This window comes from Streptomyces sp. NPDC023481, from assembly GCF_055560195.1.
This window is the reverse complement of sequence record NZ_JBVHJE010000006.1, coordinates 285,362-301,320: the sequence shown is the minus strand read 5'-3', so window position 1 is coordinate 301,320 and position 15,959 is coordinate 285,362. Positions and strand designations below refer to the sequence as shown.

General features: G+C 74.5%; 12 protein-coding genes and 1 tRNA gene. 11 read left to right on the top strand and 2 right to left on the bottom strand.

The genetic code is table 11. The features are described 5' to 3' along the window. Positions 1–109 precede the first annotated feature (109 nt). The 7 genes from ACZ3ZD_RS15640 (at position 110) to ACZ3ZD_RS15610 (ending at position 8,055) form a co-directional block, all read left to right on the top strand. Positions 110–1,003 carry an FAD binding domain-containing protein gene (locus ACZ3ZD_RS15640; protein WP_467397050.1) on the top strand — a complete coding sequence of 298 codons (894 nt, stop codon included), beginning with the start codon at positions 110–112 and terminating at the stop codon, positions 1,001–1,003. Further along, entirely contained in the window at positions 1,000–3,027 is a 2,028-nt protein-coding gene (locus tag ACZ3ZD_RS15635) for a (2Fe-2S)-binding protein (RefSeq protein WP_467397047.1), read from the top strand. Before ACZ3ZD_RS15640 ends, ACZ3ZD_RS15635 begins: the two co-directional genes overlap by 4 nt. Further along, positions 3,024–5,333, top strand: a complete 2,310-nt coding sequence (locus ACZ3ZD_RS15630) for a xanthine dehydrogenase family protein molybdopterin-binding subunit (RefSeq protein WP_467397045.1) — start codon at positions 3,024–3,026, stop codon at positions 5,331–5,333. Before ACZ3ZD_RS15635 ends, ACZ3ZD_RS15630 begins: the two co-directional genes overlap by 4 nt. Further along, positions 5,330–5,539, top strand: a complete 210-nt coding sequence (locus ACZ3ZD_RS15625; RefSeq protein ID WP_467397043.1) for a hypothetical protein — start codon at positions 5,330–5,332, stop codon at positions 5,537–5,539. Before ACZ3ZD_RS15630 ends, ACZ3ZD_RS15625 begins: the two co-directional genes overlap by 4 nt. Positions 5,540–5,709: 170 nt before the next feature. Then, positions 5,710–6,867 carry an SUKH-4 family immunity protein gene (locus ACZ3ZD_RS15620; protein ID WP_467397040.1) on the top strand — a complete coding sequence of 386 codons (1,158 nt, stop codon included), beginning with the start codon at positions 5,710–5,712 and terminating at the stop codon, positions 6,865–6,867. A gap of 106 nt (positions 6,868–6,973) precedes the next feature. Beyond that, complete coding sequence (locus ACZ3ZD_RS15615) at positions 6,974–7,849, top strand: helix-turn-helix domain-containing protein (protein WP_467397038.1); 876 nt, start codon at positions 6,974–6,976, stop codon at positions 7,847–7,849. Beyond that, positions 7,846–8,055 carry a DUF397 domain-containing protein gene (locus ACZ3ZD_RS15610; protein WP_467397035.1) on the top strand — a complete coding sequence of 70 codons (210 nt, stop codon included), beginning with the start codon at positions 7,846–7,848 and terminating at the stop codon, positions 8,053–8,055. The genes ACZ3ZD_RS15615 and ACZ3ZD_RS15610 overlap by 4 nt, the downstream gene beginning before the upstream one ends. A gap of 66 nt (positions 8,056–8,121) precedes the next feature. Here the strand turns inward: ACZ3ZD_RS15610 and ACZ3ZD_RS15605 are convergent. Beyond that, positions 8,122–8,193, bottom strand: a tRNA-Cys gene (locus ACZ3ZD_RS15605). Between the two features lie 177 nt (positions 8,194–8,370). On the opposite strand from ACZ3ZD_RS15605, the gene ACZ3ZD_RS15600 reads away from it, so the two are divergent. From ACZ3ZD_RS15600 to dapE, 4 genes are all read left to right on the top strand, one after another. Continuing rightward, positions 8,371–9,834: an MFS transporter gene (locus ACZ3ZD_RS15600; protein ID WP_467397033.1), complete on the top strand. Its 1,464-nt coding sequence runs from the start codon at positions 8,371–8,373 to the stop codon at positions 9,832–9,834. Positions 9,835–10,226: 392 nt separating this feature from the next. Beyond that, entirely contained in the window at positions 10,227–12,044 is a 1,818-nt protein-coding gene (locus tag ACZ3ZD_RS15595) for a DEAD/DEAH box helicase (RefSeq protein ID WP_467397031.1), read from the top strand. Between the two features lie 351 nt (positions 12,045–12,395). Continuing rightward, a complete protein-coding gene (locus ACZ3ZD_RS15590) occupies positions 12,396–13,037 on the top strand; it encodes an IclR family transcriptional regulator (RefSeq protein ID WP_467397028.1) in 642 nt (213 codons plus the stop codon). 203 nt (positions 13,038–13,240) lie between these two features. Then, positions 13,241–14,296, top strand: a complete 1,056-nt coding sequence (gene dapE, locus ACZ3ZD_RS15585; RefSeq protein WP_467397026.1) for a succinyl-diaminopimelate desuccinylase — start codon at positions 13,241–13,243, stop codon at positions 14,294–14,296. Here the strand turns inward: dapE and ACZ3ZD_RS15580 are convergent. Next, entirely contained in the window at positions 14,277–15,863 is a 1,587-nt protein-coding gene (locus ACZ3ZD_RS15580) for a PucR family transcriptional regulator (RefSeq protein WP_467397023.1), read from the bottom strand. The genes dapE and ACZ3ZD_RS15580 overlap by 20 nt on opposite strands. Positions 15,864–15,959 lie beyond the last annotated feature (96 nt).

Below are 15,959 nucleotides of genomic sequence, written 5' to 3'. Positions count from 1 at the left end.
CGTTCGGGCGTTGCGAAGATGTGCCAGAGTTGCGTCGTCCGCCCTGTCAGCACGTACCGTACGGCAACACAGGCGGGACCAGGTGGGGCAGCGGGAAGGGGCAGCCGGTTTGACCACGCACGCACCGCAGGCGGCGCAGGCCGTCACCTTGCCCACGACACTGGACGAGGCCGTGGCGGCCCTCACCGCCATGCCCGCCGCCGTCCCCGTGGCCGGCGGCACCGATCTGATGGCCGCCGTCAACTCCGGCCAGCTCAGGCCCGCGGCGCTGGTCGGCCTCGGCCGGATCAGCGAGATCCGCGGCTGGCAGTACCAGGACGGCCACGCGCTGCTCGGCGCCGGTCTCACCCACGCGCGCATGGGCCGCCCCGACTTCGCGGCCCTGATCCCGGCGCTCGCCGCCGCCGCGCGCGCCGCGGGTCCGCCGCACATCCGCAACGCGGGCACCCTGGGCGGCAACATCGCCTCGGCCGCGCCCACGGGCGACGCGCTGCCAGTGCTGGCCGCCCTGGAGGCGACGCTGATCATCGCGGGTCCGGGCGGCGCCCGCCGCGAGATCCCGGTGTCGCACCTGCTGGCCGGCGTGGAGATGCTGCGCGGCGGCGAACTCATCGGCTACGTGCGCGTACCGCTGCTGCACGCCCCGCAGGTCTTCCTGAAGGCGACCGGACGCACCGGCCCGGGCCGCGCGCTGGCCTCCGTGGCGCTCGTCCTCGACCCGGCCCGACGCGGTGTGCGCTGCGCGGTGGGGGCCATAGCGCCGATGCCGCTCCGGCCCCTGGAGGCCGAGCAGTGGGTCGCCCAGCTGATCGACTGGGACAACGACCGCGCCCTCGTCCCGGAGGCCCTGCACGCCTTCGGCGAGTACGTCGCGGCGGCCTGCATCCCCGACCCGGGCCCCGAGGCCGACGGTTCGGTGACCCCGCTTCCGCCCGCCGTACTGCACCTGCGGCGCACCGTCGCCGCGCTGGCCCGACGAGCACTGGGGAGGGCGCTGTCGTGACCGACGACCAGCACGGAGAGGGCACGCCCCAGGGCGGCGGCCGCTGGGACCCGCTGCCCCAGGGCGACTACGACGACGGCGCCACCGCCTTCGTCAAGCTCCCCGAGGGCGGCATCGACGCGCTGCTGTCCGGCGACAGCCCGCTGGCCGCGCCCGGCCACGGCTACGTTCCGCCGCGGATAACGGCCACGCACGCGGCCCCCGACGACTGGCCCGCGCCCGACGGGGGCGGCCACTGGCCCGACCCGACCGCCGCACCGGCCCAGCCGCAGGCCGCCGACGACCGGTTCACGTACCGGCCCGGCGCCACCCAGCACTGGACCTTCGAGGAGCCCGCGGCACCGGCCGCCCCGGGGCACGACGTCACCGGCCAGTGGTCCATCCCCGTCGCCGGGGGCGAGCTGCCGGACGAGTCGGGCGAGTTCACCACGTCCGCGCTGGTCGAGCAGTGGGGCGGCACCCCGCCGGCCACGCTGCCCGGCGGGGCGCCGGCGCCCTGGGCGACGGACGGCGCGGGCCACGCCTGGGACCGGCCCGAGACCGGGACGGCCGCCCCGGCGCCGAACCCTGACGACCCCTCCGGCCACCCGGTGCGCGGCGCGGACGACCTCTCCGGCCACCCGGTGGGCGGCACACCCGACGCGTACGGTCCGCAGGAGGGCTACGGCTCGGCGGACGGGTACGGCCCGGGGCCGTCCGGGCACGCGGAGGACGGCTACACGCATCACGGCGATCACGGCGGTCATGACGTCCACGCCGACTCCGGGGACGCGGGGGAGGCCGAGGAGGCAGGCGCGCCCGGGGACGCGGGCCTGCCCGCCGAGCCGGGCCTACCGGCCGAGCCGGTCGCGTCCACCGAGCCGGTCGTGCACGCCGAGTCCGATACGGCGCCGGAAGCCGAGGCCCACGACCTCGCCGAGGCCGCTGAGGGCCCCGCTGACGCCCCCGCGGACCACGAGCACACCGCAGACCCGGCCGACGCCTCCCAGCCCGCCACAGCGGCGGCCACGGCCGAGCCGGCCGCCTCCCCGGACGCCCCCGGCGCCGACGCCGAGGACCCCGCGCCCCCGACGGAGGCGGCCGTACCCGAACCGGACGGCTCCTCAGAAGACGCGGACGCCGAAAACGGCGCCCCGCGCGCGGGGGAGGACGCCCCCGACGTCGACGGGGAGCAGGCGGCCGCACCGCTGCCACCGCACGACGACCACCCCCTCGCCTCCTACGTGCTGCGCGTCAACGGCGCCGACCGCCCGGTCACCGACGCCTGGATCGGCGAGTCCCTGCTGTACGTGCTGCGCGAACGGCTCGGCCTGGCGGGCGCCAAGGACGGCTGCTCGCAGGGCGAGTGCGGCGCCTGCAACGTGCAGGTCGACGGCCGCCTGGTCGCCTCCTGCCTGGTCCCGGCGGTCACCGCGGCCGGCAGCGAGGTCCGTACGGTCGAGGGCCTGGCCGCCGACGGGCAGCCCTCCGACGTCCAGCGCGCGCTCGCCCGCTGCGGTGCCGTGCAGTGCGGTTTCTGCGTGCCCGGCATGGCGATGACCGTGCACGACCTGCTGGAGGGCAACCCGGCGCCGAGCGAGCTGGAGGCGCGGCAGGCCCTGTGCGGCAACCTGTGCCGCTGCTCGGGCTACCGGGGCGTCCTGGAGGCCGTCCAGGAGGTCGTCGCCGAGCGCGAGGCGACCCGCGCGGGCGGCGAGCCGGAGGCGGAGGAGGCCCGCATCCCGCACCAGGCCGGCCCCGGCTCCGGCGGCGTCCACCCGTCGGCCTTCGAGGCGCCGGGCGCGTTCGACACCCCGCGCGCGGCCGAGCCGCACGGCATGCCGGACACGTACGACTCGCCGGACACGTACGACCCGTCGGAGGGGTACGACCCGTCGCGTCCGTACGAGGCGTCGGACCCGTCGCACCCGTACGGCACCTCGGACCCGTACGACCCGTCGGACCCCTACGGCACGCCCGACGCGTACGGTGCGCCGCCGGGACCGCAGGACCAGCACTACGGCCAGGACGGAGGCCAGGCGTGAGCAACGAAGCCGGCACCGCGACCACCGCCGCGGAACCCGCACCCGAGGCCGAGGCGTTGCCGCACGGCATCGGCGCCTCCCTGCCGCACGCCGACGCCCGCGCCAAGACCGAGGGCACCTTCCCGTACGCGGCCGACCTGTGGGCCGAGGGCCTGCTGTGGGCGGCCGTACTGCGCTCCCCGCACGCGCACGCGCGCATCGTCTCCATCGACACCACCCACGCGCGCGAGATGCCCGGCGTCCGCGCCGTCGTCACCCACGAGGACGTGCCCGGCACGCCCCGCCACGGCCGCGGCACGCCCGACCGGCCGGTGTTCGCCTCCGAGGTCGTACGGCACCACGGCGAGCCCATCGCCGCCGTCGCCGCCGACCACCCGGACACCGCGCGGATGGCCGCCGCCGCCGTCATCGTCGAGTACGAGGTGCTCGACCCGGTCACCGACCCGGAACACGCCTTCGAGGCGGAGCCGTTGCACCCCGACGGCAACCTGATCCGGCACATCCCGCTGCACCACGGCGACCCGGAGGCGGCCGGCGAGGTGGTGGTCGAGGGCCTGTACCGCATCGGCCGCCAGGACCCGGCCCCGATCGGCGCCGAGGCCGGTCTCGCCGTACCGCGCCCCGACGGCGGGGTGGAGCTGTACCTGGCCTCCACCGACCCGCACACCGACCGCAACACGGCCGCCGCCTGCTACGGCCTGCCCCCCGATCGGGTGAAGATCGTCGTCACCGGGGTGCCCGGCGCCACCGCCGACCGCGAGGACCAGGGCTTCCAGCTCCCGCTCGGCCTGCTCGCCCTGAGGACCGGCTGCCCGGTGAAACTCACCGCCACGCGCGAGGAGTCCTTCCTCGGCCACGCCCACCGCCACCCCACCCTGCTGCGCTACCGCCACCACGCCGACGCCGAGGGCAGGCTGGTGAAGGTCGAGGCGCAGATCCTGCTGGACGCGGGCGCGTACGCCGACACCTCCGCCGACGCGCTCGCCGCCGCCGTCTCCTTCGCGTGCGGCCCGTACGTCGTCCCGAACGCCTTCATCGAGGGCTGGGCCGTCCGCACCAACAACCCGCCCTCCGGACACGTGCGCGGCGAGGGCGCCCTGCAGGTGTGCGCCGCCTACGAGGCGCAGATGGACAAGCTGGCGAAGAAGCTGGGCCTGGACCCGGCCGAAGTACGCCTGCGCAACGTCCTCGCCACCGGTGACGTCCTGCCGATCGGCCAGACCGTGACCTGCCCGGCCCCCGTCGCCGAACTCCTCCAGGCGGTACGCGACTTCCCGCTCCCGGCGCTGCCCGTGGACACCCCCGAGGAGGAGTGGCTGCTGCCCGGCGGCCCCGAGGGCGCGGGCGAACCGGCCGCGGTGCGCCGGGGCGTCGGCTACGGCCTGGGCATGGTGCACATGCTCGGCGCGGAGGGCGCCGACGAGGTGTCGACCGCGACCGTCAAGGTCCACGACGGCATCGCGACCGTGCTGTGCGCGGCCGTCGAGACCGGCCAGGGCTTCACCACGCTGGCCCGGCAGATCGTCCAGGAGACCCTCGGCGTCGAGGAGGTCCACGTCGCCCCGGTCGACACCGACCAGCCGCCGGCCGGCGCGGGCTGCCGGGGCCGGCACACCTGGGTGTCCGGCGGCGCGGTGGAACGCGCGGCCAAGATGGTCCGCACGCAACTGCTCCAGCCGCTCGCGCACAAGTTCGGCATGTCCACCGAGCTGCTCCAGATCACCGACGGCAAGATCACCTCGTACGACGGCGTCCTGTCGACCACCGTCACCGAGGCGATGGAGGGCAAGGAGCTGTGGGCCACCGCCCAGTGCCGCCCGCACCCCACCGAGCCGCTGAACGCCTCCGGCCAGGGCGACGCCTTCGTCGGCCTCGCGTTCTGCGCGATCCGCGCGGTGGTGGACGTCGACATCGAGCTGGGCTCGGTCCGGGTGGTGGAGCTGGCGGTCGCCCAGGACGTGGGCCGGGTGCTGAACCCCGCGCAACTGGCGGCGCGCATCGAGGCGGGCGTCACCCAGGGCGTGGGCATCGCCCTCACCGAGAACCTCCGGGCGCCCCGCGGCCTGGTCCGCCACCCCGACCTCACCGGCTACGCCCTGCCGACCGCCCTGGACGCCCCCGACATCCGGATCGTGAAACTGGTCGAGGAGCGGGACGTGGTGGCGCCCTTCGGCGCCAAGTCGGTCAGCGCGGTGCCGGTGGTGACGGCACCGGCGGCGATCGCCTCCGCCGTCCGCGCCGCCACCGGCCGCCCCGTCAACCGCCTCCCGATCCGTCCGCAGGCGGCCGTGGTGACCGACCGATGACCACGCCACCGCCCGAGGGGCGACCCGCGCAGCCGTCCGGGGTACCTACGCAGCCGTCCGCGGAGCCCACATTTCCCGAGGGGCCCACCTCGCCCGAGGGGCCCCGCTACGAGCCACCGCCCAGCATGGGCAAGCTGGCCCTGTGGATCCTGGTGTTCGCGGTGGCGGCGCTGGCCGTCGTCCTGGGCGGGATCTACTTCACGTGAGGAACGGCGCCGCCACCGCGCAACGGGGCCGGCCCGCCTGACGTCTTGCCTCGTGAGGGCCGTTGTCAGTGGGGCGGCGTAGTGTGCGAAGTGGTGGGGGCACCTGCCCGCGGGTCGCGTACGACGGTGTGCGCCGGCCCGTCACGCACGGGGAAGATCGCGGGGGAGCGATGAGCACGACCGACACCGAAGTACCGGTGATCACGCTGACCGAGGCCGAGCTGGACCGGCTCGTCACGCACACGCCGACACGCGGCCTGCTCACCGGCACCGGCCTGCCCGCCGAGACCGACCTGCTCACCTTCTCCCCGCTGCGCACCCACGGCCTGCGCACGCTCGCCGACACCACCGAGAGCCCGTTCGTCCTCGCCGAGGAGCTGCGCGGCCGCCTGGTGATAGGCGAACTGCTCACCCCGGCCGGCATGGCGCGCGAGTCGATCCTGCTCGACGGCGCCACGGGCGAGCTCACCACGGCCTACCTCTTCGACCCGTCCGACGCCCGCCCCTTCGCGCCCTCGCTGGCCACACTGCTGCGTTTCGCCGCGGTCACCGAGGAACTGGCGGGCCTGCGCGGCCGTTTCGCCTCCCTGGCGGGCCAGTACGGCCCCCGGACGGCCACCGAGGCCTCCCGCCGCCTGCTCACCCTCTTCGAGGAGGGCACGGGCGGCGAGGTCCCGCCGTACTGGAAGGCGGCCGCGCTGATCCGCCCGCTCTCCCTCGTCGCCGGCCCCGGCACGGCTTCTGGTCTCACCCTCGACGTCCCGGCGCGCCTCCTGGACCAGGAGTTCGGCCAGGGCCGGGTGGCCCGCTTCGAGGAGGTCGACTTCCCGGCGACGCTCACCCACGAGCCGACCCGCCGCTTCCTGCGCGAGACGGGGTTGCCGGAGGAGGCGGTCTTCTTCCACGCCGACACGGACGTCCCGCTGCCGACGCTCCGCGAGTACTTCACCGAGGAGCGCCCCGAGTACCCCCTCGCGGAACTCCCGGCCCACTGCGACCACTTGATCAGGCTGGGCGGCCTGCCGGCGGACACCAGCCTGGTGGTCGACGGCAGAACGGGCGCGGTCCTCACCTTCGACGAGCCCGAGGCGGCCCTCCACCCTCTCAACACCGACGTCTCCACCCTGGCCTTCACCCTCTGGCTCATCCACCACGAGCGCACGATCGACACCCACCTGGGCCACGAACTGACCACCCGCGCCTACGACCACCTGGCCGCCGCCCTCACCCACACCCTGACCACCCTCGACCCCACGGGCACCCTCCCGGACACCACGTGGCACTACTGGACGGATCTGTTCCAGGACGAGGCGGGCGGGGTGCTCTGAGGCACCTCGTCCCGGTGCGTTTCCGGGTTTCGGTCACTCAGCGTGGCCGCCTCGCCCTACGGTGAGACGTGACGGTGTCGGCACGCACGGTGACGGAGGGGCGCGAATGACGGTCGGCGTGGAGGCGGAGCCGCTCAAGGACGAGGTGAGCGAGCGGAGCTGGGAGGTGGACCCGGACGACGAGTGGGGCGTCGCCGTCATCGCCACGGTGGGACGGCAGTTGAAGCTGCGCCGGGAAGCGGTAGGCATGAGGGCCGGGGACTTCGCCAAGGCCGTCGGCTACGGCGAGGACATGGTCTACAAGATCGAGAGCGGACAGCGGATCCCCAGGCCCGAGTACCTGGACAAGGCCGACGACGTCCTGCGGGCCGGCGGCCTGCTCTCGGCGATGAAGGAGGACGTACAGAAGGTCCGCTACCCGAAGAAGGTGCGGGCCTTGGCGGAGCTGGAGGCGAAGGCGGTCGAGATCGGCGTCTACGAGTGCAACAGTGTCCACGGGCTCTTGCAGACACCGCAGCACGCCCGGGCCCTGATCGAGGCAGCGCAGCCGCCGTACTCGCCGGACGACGTGGACCGCATGGTGGCTGCTCGACTGGCCCGGCGGTCGGTCTTCGAGCGCACACCGGCCCCGTCCATCCACTTCGTCCTGGAAGAAGCATCGCTGCGCCGCCGGGTCGGAGGCACAATGGTGTGGCAACGGCAGCTCGAACACCTTTTGGTGGTGGGGCAGTTGAACAACGTCTCGCTCCAGGTCATGCCGACGGACACGGATGCCCACCCGGGACTCGACGGAAAGATCGAGCTGCTGAAGTTTTCGGACGGCAAGGCAGTGGGCCGCTCCGACGGCCTGTTCAACGGCCGGCCCGTCTCCGACGCGAAGCAGCTCCGCATCCTGGAGCTGCAGTACGGCACGATCAGGGCGCAAGCTCTCCCGCGGCGGGAGTCGCTTGCCTTCATCCAGAAACTGCTGGGAGAGACATGACGCGCGAGGCCTCCGCCGGGCACCCCTCAGAACTGGCGTGGTTCAAGAGCAGCTACAGCAGTGGCACCAACGGCGAGTCCTGCGTCGAGGTGGCCACCACTGCCCGCACGGTGCACATCCGCGACTCGAAGTCCCTCGCTGGCCCGCAGCTCGCCGTCGCGCCGGACACCTGGACGGACTTCGTCTCGTACGCGTCCCGCAGCTGAGGCGACGAACGGTAGGGGCGGCACCCCTGGGTGCCGCCCTTTCGTTTCGCCTGGTTCAGGCTTCAGAGGCCGTGGCGGGAATCGAACCCGCGTAACTCGCTTTGCAGGCGAGTCCCTGAACCACTCGGGCACACGGCCGTGTTCGTGAGACGAACCTACGGGGGTGGGGTGGGGGGCTCAAGGGGAGTGGGGGTGCTGCAACGGGACTGCCATGTGCCGTTCATGGAAGGGGAGTGGTCGTAGGACCAAGGGGTGAGAGCGGGGTAGGGCTCCGGACAGGGGTCAAATAGGGGAACGGGGCTTACTCTGGCGGGCATGAGTGCCCTCGAGTCCCGTGAACCCGGTGTCCTTGATCCGCTCGGTGAGGCGAGCGAGGGGGTGCTGGGCAGGGCGTACCGGGCGCTGAGTGTCGGGATCGTGTCCGTCGTGGTGCTCATCGCCTTCGAGGCGACCGCCGTGGGGACGGCGATGCCGGTGGCCGCGCGGGAGCTGGACGGCCTGGCGCTGTACGCGTTCGCCTTCTCCGGGTACTTCACCACCAGCCTGTTCGGCATGGTGCTCGCCGGACAGTGGTCCGACCGGCGGGGCCCCCTGGGCGCCCTCACCACGGGCATCGGCGCCTTCGCGGCGGGGCTCGTCGTCGCCGGGACCGCGCAGGTGATGTGGGTGTTCATCCTCGGCCGGGCCGTGCAGGGACTCGGCGGCGGACTGGTCATCGTGGCCCTGTACGTCGTCGTCGGGCGCGCCTACCCCGAGCCGCTGCGCCCCGCGATCATGGCGTCCTTCGCGGCCGGCTGGGTCGTACCGTCCATCGTCGGCCCCCTCGCCGCCGGCGCCGTCACCGAGCACCTCGGCTGGCGCTGGGTGTTCCTCGGCATCCCGGTCCTCGTCGTGTTCCCGCTCGCCCTCGCCCTGCCCCAGATACGGCGCAGAGCGTCGGGCCCGGTGGACGGGGAGGCCGGCGCGGGCTCCTTCGACCGGCGGCGGATCCGGCTGGCGCTCGGCATCTCGCTGGGCGCCGGGCTCCTCCAGTACGCCGCCCAGGACCTGCGCCCGCTGTCCCTGGTGCCGGGGCTGGCCGGAGCCGCCTTCCTCGTGCCCGCCGTCCTCGGACTGCTGCCCCGCGGCACCTACCGGGCCGCCCGCGGCCTGCCCTCCGTCGTGCTGCTGCGTGGCCTGGCCGCCGGGTCCTTCGTCGCCGCCGAGTCCTTCGTGCCGCTGATGCTGGTCACCCAGCGCGGGCTGTCGCCGACCCTCGCCGGTTTCTCCCTGGCGGCCGGCGGCATGACCTGGGCGCTGGGGTCGTTCGTGCAGTCCCGGCCGCGCGTGGCGCCGTACCGGGACCGGCTGATGACCGTGGGGATGGTGCTGGTCGCCGCCGCGATCGTGACCGCGCCGAGTGTGCTCGTGCACTCCGTGCCGGTGTGGACCGTGGCCGTCGCCTGGGGTGTCGGCTGCTTCGGGATGGGGCTGGTGATCTCCTCGACCAGTGTGCTGCTGCTCCAGCTCTCCGCGCCCGAGGAGGCCGGCTCGAACTCGGCCGCGCTCCAGATCTCCGACGCCCTCGCCAACGTCGTCCTCCTGGCGGCGACCGGCGCGGCCTTCGCGGCCCTGGGCGGCGGCAGCACGGCGACCACCACGGACACGGCGGCCACGGCGGCCGGCACCGGGCACCCCGCTGCCTTCGCCGCCGTCTTCCTGCCGATGGCGGGGGTCGCTCTGGTGGGGGCCTGGGTGACGCGCCGGGTGCGGGAGCGCGTGGCCGCGCGGGCAGAGTGACGCCGTGGTCCCACCTGGGCGGGCCGAGTGACGGCCGTGGTCCCGCCTGGGCGGGCCGAGTGACGGCCGTCGTCCCCACGCGCGGGCAGAGTGACGGCCGGGTCCCCACCGCGCGGGCCGGGTGACTGCCGTGGTCCCCATCGCGCGGGCCGGGTGACCGCCGTGGTCCCACCTGGGTGGGCCGGGTGACGGCCGTGGTCCCACCTCGGTGGTCGTGCCGTCGGCGCGTCCCTGCGCCCCAAGTGACCCTCGGTGACCATGAGGTGCTCGCGGGTGTTGTGACGTGGCTCCCACCCGTGGGTGACCCGCCCTGGTTCGCGCGCTGAGCGCACGGCGGCGCCGGTAGGGTGGCCCGGTTGTCATACGTAGCCGCCCTACCCCGCACGGAGACCGTGACTACCGCCGCCGCTTCCGCCGCTTCCGCCGCGTCCGCCGCTCACTCGCACCACCTCTCGCCCGCCTTCCCGGGCCGGGCCCCCTGGGGTACCGCCAGCAAGCTGCGTGCCTGGCAGCAGGGCGCGATGGAGAAGTACATCCAGGAGCAGCCGCGCGACTTCCTCGCCGTCGCCACGCCCGGCGCCGGAAAGACGACCTTCGCCCTGACGCTGGCCTCCTGGCTGCTGCACCACCACGTCGTGCAGCAGGTGACGGTCGTCGCGCCCACCGAGCACCTGAAGAAGCAGTGGGCGGAGGCGGCCGCCCGGATCGGGATCAAGCTCGACCCCGAGTACAGCGCGGGCCCGCTCGGCCGGGAGTACGACGGGGTCGCCGTGACGTACGCCGGTGTGGGTGTGCGCCCGATGCTGCACCGCAACCGGGTCGAGCAGCGCAAGACCCTCGTCATCCTGGACGAGATCCACCACGCCGGTGACTCCAAGTCCTGGGGCGAGGCGTGCCTGGAGGCCTTCGAGCCGGCCACCCGGCGGCTCGCGCTGACCGGTACGCCGTTCCGGTCCGACACCAACCCCATCCCCTTCGTGACGTACGAGGAGGACAACGCCGGCATCCGGCGGTCCGCCGCCGACTACACCTACGGCTACGGTTCCGCCCTGTCGGACGGGGTCGTCCGGCCGGTCATCTTCCTCTCCTACAGCGGCAACATGCGCTGGCGGACCAAGGCCGGTGACGAGATCGCCGCACGGCTCGGCGAGCCGATGACCAAGGACGCGGTCAGCCAGGCCTGGCGTACGGCCCTCGACCCGCGCGGTGACTGGATGCCCAGCGTGCTGCGCGCCGCCGACCAGCGGCTGACCGAGGTCCGCAAGGCCATCCCGGACGCCGGCGCGCTCGTCATCGCCTCCGACCAGGACTCCGCGCGGGCGTACGCCAAGCTCATCCGGGAGATCACCGGTACGAAGGCGACGCTCGTGCTCTCCGACGACGCCGGGGCCTCGAAGCGGATCGACGACTTCAGCGCGAGCGACGACCGGTGGATGGTCGCGGTGCGGATGGTGTCCGAGGGCGTCGACGTACCGCGCCTAGCGGTCGGGGTGTACGCCACCACCATCTCGACCCCCCTCTTCTTCGCGCAGGCCGTCGGGCGCTTCGTACGGTCCCGGCGGCGGGGCGAGACCGCGTCCGTGTTCCTGCCGACCGTCCCCGACCTGCTGACCTTCGCCAACGAGATGGAGAAGGAGCGGGACCACGCCCTCGACAAGCCGAAGAAGGAGGGCGAGGAGGACCCGTACGCCGAATCCGAGAAGGAGATGGAGGAGGCGAACAAGGAGCAGGACGAGGACACCGGCGAGCAGGACATGCTGCCGTTCGAGGCGCTGGAGTCCGACGCGGTGTTCGACCGGGTGCTGTACGACGGCGCCGAGTTCGGTATGCAGGCGCATCCCGGGAGCGAGGAGGAGCAGGACTACCTCGGCATCCCGGGCCTGCTGGAGCCGGAGCAGGTGCAGTTGCTGCTGCAGAAGCGGCAGGCCCGGCAGATCGCGCACAGCCGGAAGAAGCCGGACGCGGAGGCCGACCTGCTGGAGCTGCCCGCCGAGCGGCGCCCGGTGGTCTCGCACAAGGAGATGATGGAGCTGCGCAAGCAGCTCAACACGATGGTCAGCGCGTACGTCCACCAGAGCGGCAAGCCGCACGGAGTGATCCACACCGAGCTGCGCCGGGTGTGCGGGGGGCCGCCGAGCGCGGAGGCCACGGCGGGGCAGTTGCGCCAGCGCATCGCCAAGATGCAGGAGTGGGCCACCCGCATGCGGTGACCCTCCACGGCTCCCAGGTCTTCCACCGCCGGAACCTCCGTTTCCCGAACACGCTTGCCCCCGTTCGGTCCCCTGTGCCGTGTGCGTATCCGGACGAATGCAGGCAGGCCGGATCTCGCCTTGCCCGGATTCTGGACGAAGACTTCCGCTCAGCGAACCGGCTCGCTACTGTCCCGCTACGCACACGCCCCGTGGCAGCGCCGCCGCGGAGCGCAGCCGTGAAGCGACTCGGCCCGGGAGCCGCCGGGCCGTCCTGCCGATCGGCGGCCTCTGAAGCGCGTCGCCGACGGGACTCGGTGACGACTCTTCCGCTCGGGGGTTGCCGACCTCACCGCCGAAGGAGTGGGCGTCGTGACCGCGGAGACCTCCCAGACGCTCGACCGGGGACTGCGTGTCCTCAAACTGCTGGCCGACACGGACCACGGGCTGACCGTCACCGAGTTGTCCACCAAGCTGGGCGTCAACCGGACCGTGGTGTACCGGTTGCTCGCCACCCTGGAGCAGCACGCGCTCGTACGACGTGACCTGGGCGGGCGAGCCCGGGTCGGACTCGGGGTGCTCAGGCTCGGACGGCAGGTGCATCCGCTGGTACGGGAGGCCGCGCTGCCCGCGCTGCGGTCGCTGGCCGAGGACATCGGGGCGACCGCGCACCTGACGCTCGTGGACGGCTCCGAGGCGCTGGCCGTGGCGGTGGTCGAGCCGACGTGGACGGACTACCACGTGGCCTACCGGGCCGGGTTCCGGCACCCGCTGGACCGGGGCGCGGCCGGCCGGGCGATCCTCGCCGCGCGGCAGTCGCCGTCGGTCGATCCCGGGTACACCCTCACGCACGGCGAGCTGGAGGCCGGGGCGAGCGGGGCCGCCGCGCCCCTGGTCGGCGTGACCGGCGTCGAGGGCAGCGTGGGCGTGGTGATGCTGGCGGACGCCGTACCCGAGCGGGTCGGCGCACGCGTGGTGGAGGCGGCCAGGGAGGTCGCGGAGGCCCTGCGCTGACCGTGCGCGCAGGTGCGGTGAGCCCGCATCGGTGAGCGCCTCACCGGTGAGGCGACCGGTCAGCCCCGCTTGGTCGGTCCGCCAACCCCGCCGGCCCGTCTTTGGCCGATCCGCACACCCCGGGGTCTTCCCCGTTCCGCATGATGCAGGGGCATCCGGCTTTCCCGAACCCGCCGGCCCGCCCAGCCCCAGGAAGATCCCGCATGAGCGTCCTCGATCCCCGCGCCGACGTCGTCACCCTCACCCGCGCCCTCGTCGACCTGCCCTCCGAGAGCGGGGCGGAGGAGCGGATCGCCGACGCCGTCGAGCACGCCCTGCGCCGCCTGCCGCACCTCACCGTGGACCGGGTCGGCAACTCCGTCGTCGCCCGCACCGGCCTCGAGCGGAGGGAACGCGTTCTGCTCGCCGGGCACCTGGACACCGTGCCGGCCGCCGGGAACCTGCCCTCCCGGCTCGCCGACGGGCGACTCCACGGGCTCGGCGCCTGTGACATGAAGGGCGGTGTGGCCGTCGCGCTGCGGCTCGCGGCCACCGTGCCGGAACCGGCGCGCGATGTCACCTACGTCTTCTACGAGTGCGAGGAGGTGCAGGCGGAGCGCAACGGGCTCGGCCGGATCGCCGCCGCCCGGCCCGGGCTCCTGGAGGAGGCCGGTGTCGCGATCCTCATGGAACCCTCCGACGCCGGTGTCGAGGCGGGCTGCCAGGGCATCCTCACCGCCGACATCCTGGTCCGGGGCGCCCGCGCGCACACCGCCCGCGCCTGGCAGGGCACCAACGCCGCGCACAAGGCGGGGCAGGTGCTCCAGCGGCTCGACGCGCACGTCCCGGAGCGGGTCGTGATCGACGGGCTGGAGTTCCGGGAGGGGCTGAGCGCGGTCGCCGTACGCGCCGGGGTCGCCGGGAACGTCGTACCCGACGAGTGTGTCGTGACCGTCAACCACCGCTTCGCGCCGAGCCGTTCGGCGCAGGAAGCGGAGGCGTACGTGCGCGGGCTGTTCCCGGAGTACGAGGTGCGGGTCACCGAGGTGGTCGGCGGCGCCCTGCCGCACCTGGACCGGGTGGGCTCCCTCGCCACCGCCCTCGGGGCCGCGCCCCGGGCCAAGCTCGGCTGGACCGACGTGGCCCGGTTCGCTGCGCTCGGGGTGCCCGCGCTCAACTACGGCCCCGGCGACCCCGCGTTGGCGCACACGGCGGGGGAGTACGTCCCCGTGGCGCACCTGCGGCGGTGCGAGGAGCGGCTCAGGGCGTGGCTGCGCTGATCCCCGCCAGCGTCCGCAACTGCAGCCACAGCACCAGCCGTTCGTCGGGGTCGGCCAGGTCGATCCCGGTGTGCTGCTGGAGCTGCCGGAGCCGGTAGCGGCAGGTGTTGGGGTGGACGGCCAGCCGCTCGGCCGCGCCCGCCATGTCGCAGCCCGCGTCGAACCAGCAGATCAGGGTGCGGGCGTACGCGGTGCCGTGCCCGGCGTCGTACGCCAGCACCCGCCGCCAGGCGCCCGTGGCCAACTCCCGCCGCTCGGCCATCACTTCGCCCAGTCGCAGCAGTGTCACCCGGGCCCGCACCGCGTCCACCGCGACCACCGGCCCGGCGTCCGGCAGCCGCAGCACCAGGTCGGCGTCCGCCCGCGAGTCCGCGAGCCCCTCCGCGCCCGGCACCACCTCGCCCAGCGCGGCCCGCACCGGCACCCGCAACGCCTGCCCGGCCCGCGCCACGATGTCCTCGGCGAGCCTCGCGTGTCGCTCACCGGGACCCGGCAGCACCGCGTACACCACCCCGTCCAGCAGCACGCACGCGTGCCCGCCGTAGCGGGCCTCGCACTGCAGGCGTACGAGGTCCAGCAGGCGCAGCACGGTGCGTTCGGTGTCCGGGACGCTCGCGGCGGAGTCCAGGACGAAGGCCGCCACCCGGGCCGGGCCCGCGACCCCGAGCCGCTCGGCGGCCGTCGGCGCGTCCGCCGTGCCGTCCAGCAGGCGGCGCAGCAGGTCGCTGTTGCGGTGCCGGGCCAGTTCGCGCGCCGCGCGGGCCCGGAGCAGCAGCAGCGCGGCCGTGGAGGCGCCCCGGGCCAGGGTGTCCTCGGCGTCCGGGGCGAGCGAGCCCGCGTCGACCACCCACACCGAGCCGAGCGTCTCGCCGCCGGCCCGCACCGGCATCGCCAGCCGGGGCAGCAGGCCCGAGCCGGACAGCGCGGGCAGCCTGACCGGCCGGTCGGCGGCGAACAGCCGCCGGTACTGCTCGGAGTTCTCCGCGCCGGCCGGCACCTGGAGCCCGAGGATGCCCTGGCGCCGGTCCTCGTCCACCGGCTGCCCGGGGACGGTCGAGTAGGCGAGGATCCGCTGCCGGGGGTCCTCGATGGCGGTGGCCCCGCCGGTCGCCGCCGCGACCGCGTCGGCCAGCGCGAACAGGTCGCCGAGCCCGGGATCGGAGGAGGCGGCGGGCCGGGCGCCGAGGGCGGAGGCCAGCAGCAGGTGCACCTGGTGCCAGGCCGCGTCCTCGGCGACCGACAGCAGCGCGATGCCGTGCGCCCGGGCCTGGCCGACCGGCCCGTCGGCGCCCCGCACCACGCCCCCGGCCGCCTCCGCCTCCGCCACGCCCCGCACCACGATCCCGGCCAGTTCCGCCTCGGCCGCCGCCCGCACCAGCGGACCCGCCTCCGCCGCCCGGACCCCGACCGCCAGCAGCAGCGCGCCGGGCTGCCGGGGGAGCGGGACCCGGCCGTCGTGGAGGACCACCTCGGTGACCGGTACGGCCCGGCCCGCCGGGTCGGTGTGCAGGCGCAGGGCGGTGCCGCCGACGACGTCCAGGAGGTCGCCGAGGGTGCACGTTTCCATGGGGGACCTCGCGGTGCGGCTTGGCTGATGCTGCAACGAACGTACGCACCCGTTGGCCGCGCGCACAACACACGCCGGCCCGGGCCGCCCGAGACT